A 15,530-nucleotide genomic window follows, 5' to 3' on the forward strand; every position below is an offset into this window, starting at 1 on the left:
CTCGTCGATCACCAGAAGGCTCGGACCACCTAATGGCGTCCTTTGCACGGAGAGATCGCCGCGCAGCTCTGATCAGCTCGGCTATCCAGTTCGACGAACCCGGCCGCACTGATAAAAGCCGACGCCACAGCGGCGTCGGCCTTTTTGTCACGTTTCTGTCCTGTTGCTTTCTTGCCCCAAGAACAGCTCCGCTTTAAGTCATTTGCCGGGCTTATGCTTGTGAGGCTTCAAGCCCGGAGTATTCCCTGGGGTATCCTTGTTATCCCGTCGACGCTTATCCGGTTCTCCGGTAGACGGAGCTATTGGCTTCGGGCCAGGCTTAATCGACATAACTTGACTCCTTCATTAAGAGGGAACAGCCACACAAAGCTGCAACATCGCACCACAACTGTCAATACACCCTAACGAGATTAAATAACTCATTCGAGATTTCCTTTGTCTGCCCTTCCCTATTCTGCCCAGAGAGGCCCGACAGCCTCAGTTCTGTTTCGCAAGTGAGATGAGGTGGCGCAGCGCACGCGCCCGATCCTGCCACGTATCCACGTTCCACGATGGATGGTAGACCCACGTCATCAGGACAGACCCTCCCGTGTAGTCCAGCGACCAGACTTCCCGAGATTCAATGTAGCGTCGCTTGCCCGCCCCTCGATTCACCTGTTGGGCGATGAAGGGCTCCAAGCCCGGTCGCGGTTCGCCGTGACGAAAGAACCGCCAAGCGGTGCGACCGAGCACCAGCACCACATCCGGCCGAAGCGCCGGCAGAATGTGTCGAACCAATACGTCCCCGCCGTCGCGCAGCGCCTGATTTCGCGGCCGGTGATTTGCCTGGGAACCTGCGAACGCCTGGGAAAGGTTCAGAAATGCCACGCGTCTCCAAGTCTCGGCGGCGTCTTGGAGTCGGAAGTCCTGCCGCCCGGTGAGGATCAGATCGAGCGCCTTGAAGAAGGGTCCGTCGCGACCGTTCCGGGCGGGCAAGGCCATCTCTCGGAAATGGTCTTGAGTGAAAGGACGGGTCACTTCCAGCGAATCGCTCGCCCCCTCCCTCCGATAGTGCGACTCGCCAAGCAAGAGCACCCGCCGGCCACCCAGCCCGCCCCAGTAGAGGTCACCCCAATACGGGATGAAACGGACTTCATCGGGCCATTGATGGCCCTCGAGATTCGTTTCAGGTGGGCCGGCATACCTCTGCACAGCTTGGTTTCCCCTGGTCATAATCGCTCCTCGAACAATGCACTCCGAATAGGCCCGAACAGGGCAACACTGGCAGCTGAAGCGACTCAGTGGCCGCCCCGTGCCATCCTTTGCCCGCGCTTCGCTGGCTTCTTACCTGGCGGCAGTTTCTTCACCTTAACTTTGTCTTGATCGACGGAGATCTTGGCAAGCATGACCTCTCCAAAGCCACGCTCGAGGATGCGCGTGCATACAGACTTGAGCACGACCTTGGCGAAAAATGGCAGATGCAGTCCTGGCGCTTCAGACTGGCTTATTACACCGAACACCACCTTGTAATCTGTGACGTCACGCGGGACGTCAAACGGAAGGTCAAGCGCATGAGCCGGATCGATCTTCTCGTTGGCGAGTTGCACGAAGCTCTTGTCTGACTTAAGCAACTCGGCTGACACCAACCCCTGATTGAACAGGTGCCCGAGCACGCTGGAGCTACCGTAGTGCTTTATGTGCAAGAGAGTCTTAGCCCCATAGACATCGCAGAACTCAACCTTGTCGTGCACCCCGCCCACATTGAGAAGCTTGCGGTCCATCAAACACCAGGCTCCATTGCCCTCGTCTACAAGGGCCTGGTTGTAAGCCGCCTCATCGTCGTGGTTGTAGATCGGCAGCTCTAAGGGAAACTTCGCGATGTTCGCATAGAATTCTTCGATGCTTGCGGCAAAATCATCATGGACCTCAAACCAGTTCCCTGCGGAGAGGACGTAAGATTTCCCACCATCCTCCAGCTCACAGTGGATGCAGCGGTAGATTTGCCAGTCCTCTACGGTCCATTGCTCCTCATCCACCGCGAATGCCTGCCGGGATCGCAAGAACTCAATGCTCGGTTCTGCGTCTGGATATGCTTGTACGAGGCCAGGCAGGTGGAGATCCGAAGACATGCCTTCGTTCTTCTTGCGGGTGAACTTGAAGCCTGCGATGCGGGTCCAGTCCACCACATCAGGAATAGCAAGCCAACAGCCCTCAACCCGCCCGCCTTGCTGCCAAGCGATCTTTAGCTTCTCCACCAGCAGGGCATCTAGCTCGACTGCACGTTGACCCTTGGGCCTTAGCTGGCGAACCTGATCAACCCAAGGAAACTTCTCTTTGTAATCGGTGGAAGAGTAGGCCCGAAGATAGCGGCGCAGCTGCCTTTTCAGCTCCGGGATATCCGCTTTGCTGGTGAAGTTGAGGGCATCCGATCCGGACAACCGGCGCCCCATCTCAGGCGCATCGGGATAGCCAACAATGCCCCGAATAAGGTCGCGTTCGATATCGATGCCGAACTCCAACGCAGCAGATGCCTGACTGGTTTGCACACGGCTGTTTTGGTCATCCACGAAGGCGCGCTTATCCACACTACGGAGAGCATCCTGCCGCACGGAGTTCAGTGTTACGAGCAGCCCAAACCGCTCTTCAAAAGCCTCGGGCTTTAGTAGATGTCTTCCTTGACCAAACGTAACGGCGAAAAGGCGCTTGTCCACGGGGACGATGAGGACCGCTGCGGAGGACTGGACATATCCAAGCTTCTTCTTGTCCACAAAGGGCGTGAACAAAGGAGACCACTTCGGCTCCCGTGGTGCCGTCGGCTTTACGAACAGTGTCCCGTAGTGGGACGCACCATCGACTATAGGAATGCCAGCGACCTGGACGGCGATCGCATCGCAGTCCGTCTTGATGTCCTCACGCAGCAAGTAGACCGTGTAATTGTTCATACCCCTCCCTTGGACAAACAATTCGACTTTCGTGCCACCACTCGTGGCCAGGCGACCAATGTCACTGATTACTTAGATCAGCCCATTCGCCCGCCGGAACACTTAAGACGCATTACACACAAATCCTCTTACCTGAGAGCTTTGCAAGCAATCTAGACCCCATTGCCACGCCTAGTTCACTCCACTCCCGCCCGACCGGGGCTTCCCGTTTTGCAGGGGCGCACCTTGCGAATCAATCACGATCACCTCTCCCAGCCCCAAGGCACGCACTGACACCTCGACACGGGACAAGTCCCCAACCACGACCCACGTCAACCTGCTGGCGGACCTCGCAATCCCGCGCTGAATCTCCGCCATGGCGTCTGCCGCCCGCCGGGACTGCTTGTGACTCTCAACACCGCATGCCGGAGAACCGGCCTCACCCCTGCCTTTCCCCGTGCAGCGCAGCAGCTGCTGATTCGATCTTAACGCCCAAACTGCTCGCAGTGCTTGGAGACCATCGCTTGATACTACGCCATAGGCGTCAGGCCCATTTGAGCACGACGCTCCTCAAGTTTCTCAGGTGCCTCGACCGTGCGGGGCACCCAACGCCCCTTATCCGCACAACGCCCCTGCGTTCCATAGCGCTGGGGGTCGTGGGTGCGGTCCCAAAGGTAGGCGTAATTGGACGCTTTGATCTGCCCAGGGGCTACCAAGGGCTCCATGGCTTCCGCAACTGAGCGCTGGAACGCCGGGTCCTTGTCGGCATGCTGGGCCAGCAGCCAAGCCGCGTCCGCCCCGTCCTGGCCCACCTGCGCCACGGTCGGCCAGCCATGGGCCGCAACAACGGCCTTCAGCCGAGCGCTGTGCACCGCATCGACGGCACTGAGCACCCTCTCCTCACCCTCGGTGGTCAGCGGGAGGTCCCGCACCGCCTGATCGGCATCCTTCATCCGCAGTAGCTCACCGCGCAGCTCGGGGTCAGTGGGCGTCCCACCGCTGGCTCCCAGCGGCGCGAAGAGGATCGCAATCACTAACAAATGGACCGAGTCGTTGCGCCACAGCTCCACCTCCCAAGTGGTTTCTCAGCCATCAACTGACCACGCCGTTTAACAGCCGTACAGAACTAAACTAACATCCCAGAGAGAGTTGTTAGCTTGTAGAAATTAAACAGTACAGGTTCGCGGGAGCCCGGGGCTCCGGCCATCAGTGCGCCTGTTAGTCGACAAGCGCTCGCCGGCTGACCAGGAACAGCAGACGGTCAATTGCCGTCGCGTTGAGTGCTTCGCCATCTCCCCGTACCTTGAACGCGGTCCAGTCGCTGGCCGCCACCCGGCTCAGTTCGTCCGTTTCAACGGGTAGCCACCTCATCGGCCAATAGGGCAGACGCCGGTCTGCCACAGCGCCCCGTTGCAACTCAATCAGATGGAGGTGGCTCGAGGCCCCGAGCACGCGGGAGAAGGCAACGTCGAGCCCATCCGCCGGGCCCTCTAGGTATTGGAGAAACCTGGCACCGTCGAAGAGCAACACCCCGCTGACGCCCGCGTCGCGGTTGAAGCGCGCAGCGTCATCCACCAGATCGTCCAGCTTCGAACCTTGCAGCCCCAGCTTGTCTCCAGTCAGAAGATCCGAAGCTTCACTCACATACGCCACCGCCCGAATTGGCACCCACTGCTCCTTGTCGCCCCCATCAGCAGAAGAAGTTACCAAAACTGAATCAGCAAGGTTGGCGCAGCAGTGGGAAGTGCGACGCCAATCCTGACTGATTCACAAAAGCCCAGGACGGCGTGGAGCCTTTTTAGCCATTCTGAATCATCGGGTCAAGGTCCGCTTCCGGCCAGAAGCCGACCCGCATATGCACCGGCGAGGGCTTGGCTCAAATGGCGATGAGGACTTTACCCATGACAGATCCCGCTTCAAGTGCCCCGTGCGCTTCGGCGATCTTCTCCAGCCCCACCTTAAGGCCGACATGGGGCGAATAGGCGCCGCTGGCAAGGCATGCGTTGATGTCCCTGATCGCGTTGTCTTTCGCTTCTTGAGGGACCGAATAGATGTACACGAAGCGGAGCACGCAACCGTGCACCATCGCACGCAACAGCGGCAGTGAAAGCGCATCGGTTGCCCCTACGGTTGCATAAGCGCTGATAACCCCACCAGAAGCGAGGCATGCGAGGTCAAGATCGAGGTTTGCCTTCACATTGACGTCTACGATGCGGTCCACGCCCGCATTCCGGGTAGTCGCTTGAATCGCGCCGGCGACATCGTCGTTCAGACGGTCCAGCACCAGATCTGCTCCGGCCGCCCGGGCAATGATTGCCTGCTCGGGATTCATCACCGTTGCCGCGACCCAGGCTCCCGCCCACTTCGCCAGAAGGATGGCGGCGGTGCCGACCACGCCCGCCCCGCCTTGCACCAACACCCTTCGGCCGTCGATGGCGCCATCGGCGAAGAGGCAGCGATGGGCTGTCAGTGCCGGGATGCCCAGGGATGCACCCACCTCGAAAGAGACATCGTCAGGCAGCGGCACGGCATGCCCTGATGGCACCACCACGAACGCTGCTGCCGTCCCGCTCGCCCGGCCATGCTGGGCTTCATAGATCCAGACCCGTTGCCCTAGACGGCCCACCTCGTCCGCGTCGCCAACCGCATCGATCACACCCGCCCCGTCTTGGTGGGGAATGATGCGTGGAAACGGCATCGGCGAAGAGAACCCTGTGCGGGCCTTGAGGTCTGTGGGATTCAGCCCCGACATGTGGACCCGAACCCGAACTTCGCCTGGCCCGGGTTGCGGGGTCGGCAGCTCGGCGACACGAAGCACCACATCGGCCGGGCCCTGGCGGTCGTAGTACGCAGCTCTCACGGGCTTTCTCTCTGATTGCGAAGGGACTCCTTCGGGGTCAGCACTATCGGAGGCAAGCATCCGTTTTACAACTAGGCACACTTTGTATATATAGGGATACAAAGTATCCCATTGGAGCAGTCATGCCCCGTAGCGCCCCTCCCGAGTACCGATGTGCCGTAGAAATCACCGTGGACATCGCGGGTGGCAAGTGGAAGCCGTTGATCGTTCACTACCTGCTGAGCGGAACCAAACGGTTTGGGGAACTGCGAAAACTGATCGGCGGAGTGACCCAGCGCTCGCTGACCTTGCAGCTGCGCGAGCTTGAGGCAAGCGGCATCGTTCGACGCGAAGTGTTCGCAGAAGTTCCACCACGCGTTGAATACACGTTGACGGCGCTAGGCACCACGCTGGCACCGACGCTGGAAGCAATGAAGTCCTGGGGGGAGCACTATCTGGCCAGCAGGAACGACTAGCCCTGTTGGGATCGCGGTTCGCAATGTGCTCGGCTTAGCGCATAGTTTGTTTCCGACTCTAGGCGCCGTCCTGGACGGCTGCTTTCGGCCAGGAGCGGACGCTGCCCTTACAACAACCAGTCCTTCTTCATCCGGCGTAGGTGAAGGCATAACTCCTTCCGATGCGCTGGATGCGAGCAAACCCCAGCTCACCCAAGTGCATGCCGGCCGCGATCAACCGATCTGCACTGACCATATCCAAAAGCGCTGAACGGGCCGCTACAGCCCGCTGCGGATCCTGGTCGAACGCGATGGATACGTTGGGCCTGGCAATTTGGATGTGGGGGAAATGCACGATGTCACCCCAGATCAACGCACTGCGGCCCTCCGATTCCACCCGATAGCCAGTGTGCCCGGGCGTATGGCCCGGCAGCGGGACCATACTAATACCGGGCAGCACATCGTCCTCGGCCAACAAGCGCAAGTTGCGGCGGTATCCGGCGAACACCTGCCGTGCGAGCAGGAAGTTGCCCCGGGCACGATCATTGCTGCGGGCAAGGTTGCCGTCGTCCTCCCAGAACGCCAGCTCGCGTGGGTGTATGAGCAGCTCCGCATTGGGGAAGACGGGGTGACCTTGAGCATCGAGTAGACCGCCAACATGATCAGGATGCGCATGCGTGAGCAGGATCGTATCCACATCCGCGGGCTGCACACCGGCTCGCAACAGATTGCCCCTCAGCTTCCCTCCCCAGCCCTTGATCCCCCCGGCACCGGCGTCGATGAGGATCGTGCGGTCCTTCCCACGCACCAGGTAGGTGTTGATGTGGATCGAGGACGGGTCGCTGACCCCTGCCTTCAGCTGTAGCTGCGCGGCCTCGGCCGGATCAATGTGGGAGAGCAGATCCAAACTGGCGGTCAGATGGCCATCGCTGATCGCTTGGATCAGGAAGCCACCGATCTGGAGGGTGGGCAGAGCCCGTTCAACGATGGATGCGTTCATGGCCGCTCGTCAGTTTCGTGCGTGGAGGGAATCACTGGCGTAGCCAAAGCAACGGATGCGCGCCGTCAGTCCTGCATGGTCTTGGATGGCCAGGTCGAGCTGCCGCATGAATTCGTCCATGAGCTCGGGCGTCCTCCCCGGTCCCAGTCGATAGGCCAGTTCCGCGGACGCCGGATGGCCCCGTCCCTGGCGCGCAGCCAGGTAGAGAATGTGGACGTTGTCCAACGCAGCACCAAGCACCTCCGTGCATAGCATCGCGCATCGCTCAGTGAGCTCCACCAGACTCTTGTCCGCCGGCATCCCTTCCTCGGTGAAGTAGATCGTGAGTCTAGGCATGTGAGCGCTGCTCCGATCCTTGTTGACCTTCAATCGCCTCGCTCTTGAGTTGTGCTGTCATAGGCGTATACGCATACACCCCACTCGGAAGGAATTCCTCAGCTGGAGCTATCCCGGCCGGAAGGCGCGCAAGCCAGAGCGCTGCGGGCGCATGATCCAGCGCAACCGCATGCATGGCCTCGGGGGGGAGCCCCATCGCAATGAGCGGCTCAGGGCCGACGCGACTCACCAAGAGGTAATCGCCCTGTTCGACGGCGAAGGCCCGATCCAAGCCACTGTATAGGTTGCGATGCCAGTCGGTGATGTGCTGCTGCCAGCGCGCGAAGTTGCCCCCTCCTTTCCGGGCGTACTCCTCCCCTTGCAGGACCTCCAGGCCGTCTATCGAGTGAAGGGCAAGGTAGGTCGGGCACCCTGCACCACATGCCCGGAAGCGCTGCGAGGTGTGGAACCCACGCACGGAAATGAGCGCAGGCAATTTGTGCAGGCTGTAGAAATCGTTCCATTCATCCTCGCTGGCGGAGTCGGAATAGCTGCATTCGACGGTGTAGATCATGGGAACACTCCTGGGCCGGCTTGTGCGCGTGCCCCTTGTTGATGTCCCATCATGCTAGGCCTGCATTGGCTCCCACCAAATCGATGTTTCGGTATGCTTCAGTGACAAAAGGTCACGTTGAATCCCCATGCGCAGGAAGATTCCCAGCAGCACCGCCCTGACCGCGTTCGAGGCCGCCGCCCGCCACGGCAGCTTCGCGCGGGCAGCGGAAGAGCTTTCCCTCACCGAGGGGGCGATCAGCCGCCAGATCGGCAGGCTGGAGTCCTTCCTAGGGGTCCCCCTGTTTGAGCGGGTCGGCAATCGCGTCCGCCTGCTGCCCAATGGCGAGCGATACGCTGCCCAAGTCCGCGAGTCGCTGGACCGCTTGGACCGCGACAGTCAATACCTGATGGGCCAGCCGAAGGACGCTGCAAGCCTGGACATTGCCGTCACGCCCACCTTCGCGTTGCGATGGCTCATCCCTCGCCTGCCCGCGTTTAGTCGCGCGCACCCGAACATCACCGTGCACCTTTCCGAGCGCACTGACCCGTTCGCGCTTGCCGGCAGCGGATTCGATGCCGCCGTGCACTTCGAGCACCCAGCCTGGGCAGGTATGCGCACATACCCGCTGCTGCAGGAAGTGCTGGTGCCGGTGTGCCATCCCGCGCTCATCAATGGCGCAAAGGCTCGCGTCTCGCTGGACCAACTGCCGCGGCTACACCGACGACAAAGCCCCGATGCCTGGCACCGCTACGCCAAGGACTCAGGCATACCCCTCACCAACCCAGCGGTGGGGGCACGCTTCGACCTTCATGCGATGTTGATTGAAGCAGCGCTTGCAGGCCTCGGGGTCGCCTTGGTGCCACGCCTCTACGTGGACACAGAGCTGGAGCAAGGTCGGCTAGTGGCGCCATGGCCGCAAGGCGAGGCGGTGTCCAAGACGTTCTGCCTGGTGCTGTCCGAACCGATCGGTTTGACTGCCGGTCCAGTGCAAGCGTTTGCACACTGGTTGCAGGAAGAGGCCCGCGCGGCTCGGATGGAAAACTGACTTGATGACCACGCCGTAGGAGCGCTCGCAATGACAGCATTGGCCTACCGCTAAGAGGGTTATGCAGGCGCCCCTTCGTTGAATGATTCACTTAGACGACCATGTGGCCGAACTTCGTCACATCCAACTGTGCTGGGAACTGTGCTCTCAGAAACTCGGCAACAGAGTCCTCTGGAGAGCCATGGCCGGAAAGCGCTGTAGATCATCCGGAATCCTCAGATAAAGCTGATCAAATTTGATCTTCATCCTCCTTCCTCCGCCTGCTCACCCGAGCCTCGGCGGATGCCTGGGCACGTGCACGACCTAGCCCGACCGCGTCCCGTACGCTCAACTCCCCCCAGATCTCTTTCCGGGCTGGCCAACACCCTGGATCATCGTCTCGCTGAATAAGCCACAGAGCTGTGGCCACGATGCCCACTCTTACGGAGGGGTCACCGGCCTCAAGGCGAAGCAACGTAGACACTGAAACACCCAGTCGCTAGGCCCATGCTTTAAGGGACTCTCCGCGCCTCAATCTGGCCACAGCCGAATCCGCCCCAAGCTTCTAAATTGCAGCTGCGGTAGACCATGGAAGTTACTGGATTGCGCGGGAAGCCTTTGACATAAACATATAGCTTACTTAAATCCGCATATTTGCAAACATATATATTACTTTTTGCGCGGAACGCTCCAAGCCACTTCATTCTCCCGATGGAGGCGATGGCAGGAGTGCTCGCCCCTCCTCATCACGAGCGCTGGCGTGTTCAAGACCTCCGCATCTGATACGGCCGCGCTGGCGTATTGGTGGGGACGTCTGATCCAACGCGTCCATCGCTGCTGCGTTGACAGCCGGCCAAGGTTGGTTCCAGCCATCCCATCGCCGACCTGGCTAGGCCTCACAGGTCGAGGTGGGGCCGCATCAGCGCCTCAAACCATTCAATGAAGGCATTGAGTCGGCGAGAACGCTGCCTGCGGTTGGGGTAGACAAGCGATACCTGCATGGGCGCGGCGCGAAAGCCGGGCATGACTTCCACAAGTTCGCCCCTGTCGAGCAGGTGCTGGACATCAAACCGGGGAATCTGGATCAATCCCATCCCCGCCACGCAGCAGGCGATGTAGCTTTCGGCGTTGTTGACGACCACCCGGCTGGCTACGGCGACCAGCCGTTCCTGGCCCGACACAACGTATTCCCAGGGAAGTTTGCGCCCGATGGAAGGCGAGGCATAGCCCACGGACAAGTGGCCCTGGAGCAGATCCTCCGGCCTAGTCGGCATGCCATGCTCACGCAGGTAGCCCGGGCTGGCGCAGTTGACCAGGGCGATATGCCCCAGCGGACGAGCGACCAGACTGCTGTCGTGCAGCGCGCCGATCCGCACGGCACAATCAACGCCTTCCTGCACGAGATCGATCGCTCGGTCGGTCGAGCCCAATGCCAGCTGGAGACCGGGATAGCGACGGAAGAAGCCGGGCAGTGCAGGGGCAATCAGCCGACGCGCGATGCGGCTGGGCACGTCCACGTTGAGCCGTCCCGAAATCTTGCGTTGGCTGGCATGGAACAGCTGCTCGATGTCTTCGGCGTCGCAGAGGAACAGGCGGACGCGCTCTAGCAACTGCACGCCATCGGCAGTGAGTCGCACCTGCCGTGTCGTTCGGTGCAACAGGCGCGAGCCCATGGCTGACTCAAGTTGCTGGACGGCAGCAGACACCGATGCGCGCGGCACGTCCAGCGCATGGGCGGCCTTGATGAAACTGCCCATCTCGGCAACCTGAACGAAGATGCGGTACTGACCGAGTTTGTCCATTCATCCTTTCCCACGATCGCGCAACCACCAAATAACACCGACGGCCCCCACACATGCGAGTGCTCGTCATGTCCAAGGACCCTACTCGTCCAAGGCATCGAGCACCAGCTCGGCGGTGAGCCCACTGCTGTACTGCTGCTGCCCGGTGATCAAGCGCCCATCGCGGATCGCAAACGGTTCGTTCGCGCCCCGGCAGCGGTAGGTGGTGCCCTGGATCCGGGCGGCTTCGCCCTGGATGGTGTAGTCGTTCAGGGTCATGCCAAAGGCCTTGTTGACCTCGTCCTCCTCCTCGTCGCTGAAGCCGGTCCAGGTCTTGCCTTCGGCCAGCAACCTGCCATCGGACAGCCGCGTCCAGAGCAGGAGGCAAGCGCCGTGGCAGATCAAGGCGACGATCTTCCCCTTCTCGTAGAAGTCGGCAATCAGCGCGTGCAGCGCCGGGGCGTCCTTGAAGGTAAGCAGCGGCCCGCCCCCGCCGGCAACCCACACCGCGTCGTAGTCGTCCACGTTCACCGCACTGATCGGCAGCGTCTGCCTGAGCAACGGGCCAAACCCGGCGTGATGGACGAAGCCCAGAGTGACCAGGTCGTCGGCGTAGGGGCCGCCGGGCGTGCGCGGGTCGCTGTGCGTGTCGATCATGACCTCGCCGCCTTCCGGAGACGCCAGGTCCACCCGATGCCCGGCTTCTGTGAACATCAGGAAGGCGCGGGTCATCTCTTCGCCAAAGAAGCCCACCGCAAAGCCCTTCAGCTGGGCGGTATTGGAGACGATCGACAGGATGCGGCGCGGCTTGCGCTTCACGCCGATGCGGGTTTCAACTTTCAGGTCAGATGCTGGCATGGCTGTGCCCTCCAAAGTTCAACTGTCGCCCGGACCTGGGCCCCGGCGGCTGGCGTGGACGCTTACTTGGTTGTATATCCACCGTTAATGAGGATAGTTTGGCCGGTGATCCACCAACCGTCGCTCACCAAATGGCGGATGAAGGGCACTACGTCCTCAATATCAGTCAGGCCGGTCTTGCTGAAAGGCGAAAGCGCTGCGGCCGTCTTGTGGTAGGCCACCGCATCGGCGCCCTCGGCCGGATAGAAGAAGGGCGTGTCCATCGGGCCCGGGCCGATGGCCGTGACCGAGATGCCGCGTGCACCGAACTCCTTGGAGGCCGCGCGGGTGAAATGCTCCACCGGCGCCTTGGTGCCTGCGTAGGCGGCATAGAACGGGGTGAAGGCGCCCAGCAGCGAGGTCACGATTGTGCAGATCTTGCCGTTGTCGTTGAGGTTCCTGCCGGCTTCCTTGAGGAAGAAAAAGGCGGTCTTGGAATTAACGGCCGTCATCTGGTCATACTCGGCCTCGCTGATCTCGGCCATGGGCTTCTTGAGCACCTTGCCGACGGTATTGATGGCGATGTCGGGCTTGCCGACCGCCACGACAGCGTCGGCGAACAGCTTTTCGACGGCACCGGCCGTGCTCAGGTCGCCCTGCAACGCCACGGCCTGCGCACCGCTGGCCTGCACCGCGGCGACGGTGGCATCGGCATCTGCCTTGGATGCGGCGCTGTTGTAGTGGATCACCACGGCCTTGGCGCCCTGCGCGGCCAAGTCGCGGGCGATCAGGCCGCCGAGGTTCTTGGCGCCGCCGGCGATGAGGACAACCTTGCCCCGGATGGAATGGTCTGCCATGGAAAATCTCCTTCACGAGTCACGGAGAGTTGAGCTTAGGCGGCTCCTGCCAAGCGATAATCCGTCACTGACTGGATAGATAATCCAGAAAAACAGCCCAATGAAGGAACGCTGGGCTTCGGCTTTCACAACTCGCACCGGAAAATGAGGGCTCGCGCCATGAGCTATCCCATGAAGACAGCCCCATTTGTGGCTCCTGGCGGGGTAGATGCCTACGCTGCCCGCCGGCACGAACCGGTGCCAGCGGAATGATCAGGTCACAAGTCTTTCAACCTGAAATGCCGGACGCCGCATCTGCCAGAGCATCCAGAGGATCCCCAGGCCAACGGCAACCGCCCCCACCCACGCCGTGCTGGTCAGCCCCATCGCCTCCAGACTGGCACCGCCCAGCAGCGAACCCAGCGCAATACCGCCATTAAAGCCGGCGATGTTCAGCCCAGCTGCCACCGCCGGCGCCTGCGGCGCGTGGACCTGCGACAGACCGATCACACGCGCCTGCAAAGCCGGCACCGCAGCATAGGTCAGCGCACCCAGCAAGCCCGTCAACAACACCATCAATGGCAACGACGGTGCCGATACCCAAATCGCCAGCAGCACCACTGCCAAGCCGACCAGTACGATCATCACGGCAAAGTCCGCACCCTTGCGGTCGGTCAGGCGTCCGCCCCAGATGTTGCCAATGGCTGCCATCACGCCATAGCCCAGCATCAACAGGCTGGCCCTGCTCTCGCTGACGTTCGTCACCTGCAGCAGGATCGGGGAAATGTAGGTGTAGAGCGCGAACGACCCGGCATAGGCCAACACAGTGATGCCGGCTCCGGCCAGCAGACGCGGATTGAACATGGCTTTGAGACCATCCATTGCGTTGGCCTGCGCCGAGCCGTCGTTCCGATCCGTCGGCATCAGGGCAAGCAGGCCGAGGAAACCAATCGCGCCGCTCGCGGCGACCGCCATGAAGATGACTTGCCAGCTCAGCACGGCGCCCAGGTAGGTGCCAAGAGGAACGCCCAACGCCAGGGCCAAGGTCAGGCCGCCGAACACTACAGCCACCGCCGCCCCGGCCCGATGCCGGCCCGCCAATTGCGTGGCAACGCTCGAGGCCACGGCCAGGAACACGCCGTGCCCCAGGCCCGAGGCGAAGCGAGCAATCAGCAAAGGCGTCAGCGCATCCGACAAGCTGACCACCGCGTTGCCCAGCGTGAACAGCCCCATCGCCATCAGCAGTAGCGGCTTGCGCGGCCAGCGGCTCGCCAGCGCGGTCAGGCCCGGCGCACCGATTACCGCGCCCAGCGCATAGGCCGTGACCGCCGTGCCGACCTGGGCCACGCTGACATGCAGGTGGCTGGAGATGGTGGAGACCAGCCCGATGGTCACGAACTCGGTGAAACCCAGTGCGAACGCGCAAAGCGCGAAGACGTAGATGACGAAAGGCATGCGCTCGTTCATGGCTTAGATCCGACCCACGGATGCCGCTGCCAGCAGCGGCAGCATCGCCTCGGCCACACCCTTGGCCGAAGCCGGGTTCTGGTCCAGCACCAGCCTCTCGCTGGCTAACCCCCTTCTGCTGAAGATTCGGTTCGGGCATTGCCGGATACCGCGTTCCTGCACGGCATCGGCAAGCGGGAGCGGCAGGATGTCGTAATAGCGCGCGTCAGCCAGCACTCGATGCGGATGCGAGGGTTTGGAAACACGGAAACCACCAGGAGCCGTGTCGGCGGCGCCAGTCGGCCCCTTGCGGTCGTGGCTGCTCAGGACGAAGAGAATGCGTTGGGTCATCGAAAGGCTCCTGGGTGCGGGTCGTGCACCCCGCCAGGCACCTCCAAGGGGAGCGTGCGCGTTGCGGTATGCGAGGTAAGGAACCTCATTCTGGTGAATCCGATATATCCTTCAAATGACCAAAATAGACAAACACTTTCCCCGGAATGGCCCAAATGGCTCTGCGCAATCTCGATGATCTGGCGGTGTTCGTGCATGTGGTGGACCGGCGCAGCTTTTCCGCCGCCGCACGCGACCTGCACCTCGCGCCCAAGACGGTCAGCAAGCAGATCGCCCGGCTAGAACAGGCGCTGGGCACCACGCTGTTCGAGCGCAACACCCGCAACTTGCGCATCACCGACGAAGGGCGGGCTATCGCTGAGCGTGCCCGCGTGGCCCTAGCGGTGCTGGAGGAAGTGCAGGAACTGGCGACCGGCGGCAACCAAGAACTAAGCGGCACCATCCGCCTGACGGCCCCCATGCCGTTCGGGCGCAAGTTCGTGGCCCCAGCGATCCACGATTTCTGTCGTCTACATCCCCGAGTCGGCTTCGACCTGCGCCTGTCCGATCAGGTGCAGGACCTGTATAGCGGCGATCTGGACTTGGCGATCCGCATGGGCGAACTGGCCGACTCACGCCTGGTGGCGAGGCGCGTGGCCGACAACCGGCGGATTCTTGCGGCGTCTCCCGCCTACCTAAAAGTGAATGGACAGCCCGCTCAGCCGGAAGATCTGGAGCGGCACAACTGCTTGGTGTTCGCCTATCCGGGGCTGTTGCAAAACACCTGGCCGCTGCGTATGGGCCGGCGGGAGAAGTCTGTCACGGTCAGCGGCACGCTCTGTAGCGACAGCGGCGACGTCCTACACGCTTGGTGCCTTGCCGGACTGGGCGTCTCGCTGCGCGAAACCTGGGACATCCACGAGGAACTCCGCGATGGGCGATTGGTGCGCGTTTTGCCGGACTGGGAGGCCGTCCCCTCGAAGATCAGCATCGTGCGGGTGCGGCGAGAGCCTGTGCCCCGCCGACTGACGGCCTTCAGCGACTTCCTACTGAGGCGCTGGCAGCAGGCCCCTTGGGATCAATGACAGCCTAAAGCTCGAACCCAGCCACTCAATCGAAGCAGGTTGGACCCCGCTCAGTTACTGCTGGGAACACACTGGCATTGAGCCGTATATCATCTGACGGAGGCTGGAGATCGTCGAGAGCCATGC

16 protein-coding genes are annotated in these 15,530 nt (G+C 61.6%); 3 read left to right on the forward strand and 13 right to left on the reverse strand.

Annotated elements, in window-relative coordinates:
• Positions 1–477 precede the first annotated feature (477 nt).
• The 5 genes from V9K93_RS02495 to V9K93_RS02515 all read right to left on the reverse strand — a co-directional run bounded on the left by V9K93_RS02495 (position 478) and on the right by V9K93_RS02515 (position 5,820).
• Positions 478–1,212: a uracil-DNA glycosylase family protein gene (locus tag V9K93_RS02495; RefSeq protein ID WP_265951443.1), complete on the reverse strand. Its 735-nt coding sequence runs from the start codon at positions 1,210–1,212 to the stop codon at positions 478–480.
• A 65-nt stretch (positions 1,213–1,277) separates the two neighbouring features.
• Positions 1,278–2,921: a DUF6119 family protein gene (locus V9K93_RS02500; RefSeq protein WP_265951444.1), complete on the reverse strand. Its 1,644-nt coding sequence runs from the start codon at positions 2,919–2,921 to the stop codon at positions 1,278–1,280.
• Between the two features lie 509 nt (positions 2,922–3,430).
• Positions 3,431–3,970 carry a DUF6624 domain-containing protein gene (locus V9K93_RS02505; RefSeq protein WP_337302023.1) on the reverse strand — a complete coding sequence of 180 codons (540 nt, stop codon included), beginning with the start codon at positions 3,968–3,970 and terminating at the stop codon, positions 3,431–3,433.
• Between the two features lie 148 nt (positions 3,971–4,118).
• Complete coding sequence (locus V9K93_RS02510) at positions 4,119–4,568, reverse strand: BLUF domain-containing protein (protein WP_100434270.1); 450 nt, start codon at positions 4,566–4,568, stop codon at positions 4,119–4,121.
• Positions 4,569–4,776: 208 nt separating this feature from the next.
• On the reverse strand, positions 4,777–5,820 hold the full coding sequence (locus V9K93_RS02515; RefSeq protein WP_337302024.1) for an NADPH:quinone reductase: 1,044 nt from the start codon (positions 5,818–5,820) through the stop codon (positions 4,777–4,779).
• 62 nt (positions 5,821–5,882) lie between these two features.
• On the opposite strand from V9K93_RS02515, the gene V9K93_RS02520 reads away from it, so the two are divergent.
• Complete coding sequence (locus V9K93_RS02520) at positions 5,883–6,215, forward strand: winged helix-turn-helix transcriptional regulator (protein WP_100434268.1); 333 nt, start codon at positions 5,883–5,885, stop codon at positions 6,213–6,215.
• Between the two features lie 127 nt (positions 6,216–6,342).
• On the opposite strand, the gene V9K93_RS02525 is transcribed toward V9K93_RS02520, so the two are convergent.
• Genes V9K93_RS02525 through V9K93_RS02535 form a run of 3 tightly spaced genes read right to left on the reverse strand, consistent with a single transcriptional unit; the run spans position 6,343 to position 8,083 of the window.
• A complete protein-coding gene (locus V9K93_RS02525; RefSeq protein ID WP_265951465.1) occupies positions 6,343–7,194 on the reverse strand; it encodes an MBL fold metallo-hydrolase in 852 nt (283 codons plus the stop codon).
• Positions 7,195–7,203: 9 nt separating this feature from the next.
• Entirely contained in the window at positions 7,204–7,530 is a 327-nt protein-coding gene (locus tag V9K93_RS02530) for a hypothetical protein (RefSeq protein ID WP_265951466.1), read from the reverse strand.
• Positions 7,523–8,083 (reverse strand): hypothetical protein, encoded by a 561-nt coding sequence (locus V9K93_RS02535; RefSeq protein WP_265951467.1) that lies wholly within the window; start codon positions 8,081–8,083, stop codon positions 7,523–7,525. The genes V9K93_RS02530 and V9K93_RS02535 overlap by 8 nt, the downstream gene beginning before the upstream one ends.
• A 127-nt stretch (positions 8,084–8,210) precedes the next feature.
• Here V9K93_RS02535 and V9K93_RS02540 point away from each other — a divergent pair, with 127 nt between their 5' ends.
• Positions 8,211–9,110: a LysR substrate-binding domain-containing protein gene (locus tag V9K93_RS02540; RefSeq protein ID WP_265951468.1), complete on the forward strand. Its 900-nt coding sequence runs from the start codon at positions 8,211–8,213 to the stop codon at positions 9,108–9,110.
• Between the two features lie 875 nt (positions 9,111–9,985).
• On the opposite strand, the gene V9K93_RS02545 is transcribed toward V9K93_RS02540, so the two are convergent.
• From V9K93_RS02545 to V9K93_RS02565, 5 genes are all read right to left on the reverse strand, one after another.
• Positions 9,986–10,891, reverse strand: coding sequence for a LysR family transcriptional regulator (locus tag V9K93_RS02545; RefSeq protein ID WP_265951469.1), 906 nt, complete (start codon positions 10,889–10,891; stop codon positions 9,986–9,988).
• A gap of 81 nt (positions 10,892–10,972) precedes the next feature.
• A complete protein-coding gene (locus V9K93_RS02550; RefSeq protein WP_337302025.1) occupies positions 10,973–11,689 on the reverse strand; it encodes a type 1 glutamine amidotransferase domain-containing protein in 717 nt (238 codons plus the stop codon).
• Positions 11,690–11,790: 101 nt separating this feature from the next.
• Positions 11,791–12,564, reverse strand: coding sequence for an SDR family oxidoreductase (locus tag V9K93_RS02555; RefSeq protein ID WP_265955848.1), 774 nt, complete (start codon positions 12,562–12,564; stop codon positions 11,791–11,793).
• A gap of 252 nt (positions 12,565–12,816) precedes the next feature.
• Positions 12,817–14,010 carry an MFS transporter gene (locus V9K93_RS02560; protein ID WP_337302026.1) on the reverse strand — a complete coding sequence of 398 codons (1,194 nt, stop codon included), beginning with the start codon at positions 14,008–14,010 and terminating at the stop codon, positions 12,817–12,819.
• A gap of 3 nt (positions 14,011–14,013) precedes the next feature.
• Complete coding sequence (locus V9K93_RS02565; RefSeq protein ID WP_337302027.1) at positions 14,014–14,340, reverse strand: type 1 glutamine amidotransferase family protein; 327 nt, start codon at positions 14,338–14,340, stop codon at positions 14,014–14,016.
• Between the two features lie 155 nt (positions 14,341–14,495).
• Between V9K93_RS02565 and V9K93_RS02570 the strand changes: the two genes are divergently transcribed.
• Positions 14,496–15,404 (forward strand): LysR family transcriptional regulator, encoded by a 909-nt coding sequence (locus tag V9K93_RS02570; RefSeq protein WP_265955852.1) that lies wholly within the window; start codon positions 14,496–14,498, stop codon positions 15,402–15,404.
• Positions 15,405–15,530: the final 126 nt, after the last annotated feature.

The organism is Stenotrophomonas sp. CCNWLW162 (genome assembly GCF_037203745.1).
In the GTDB taxonomy this organism is placed as follows: Bacteria; Pseudomonadota; Gammaproteobacteria; order Xanthomonadales; family Xanthomonadaceae; genus Stenotrophomonas; species Stenotrophomonas maltophilia_AQ.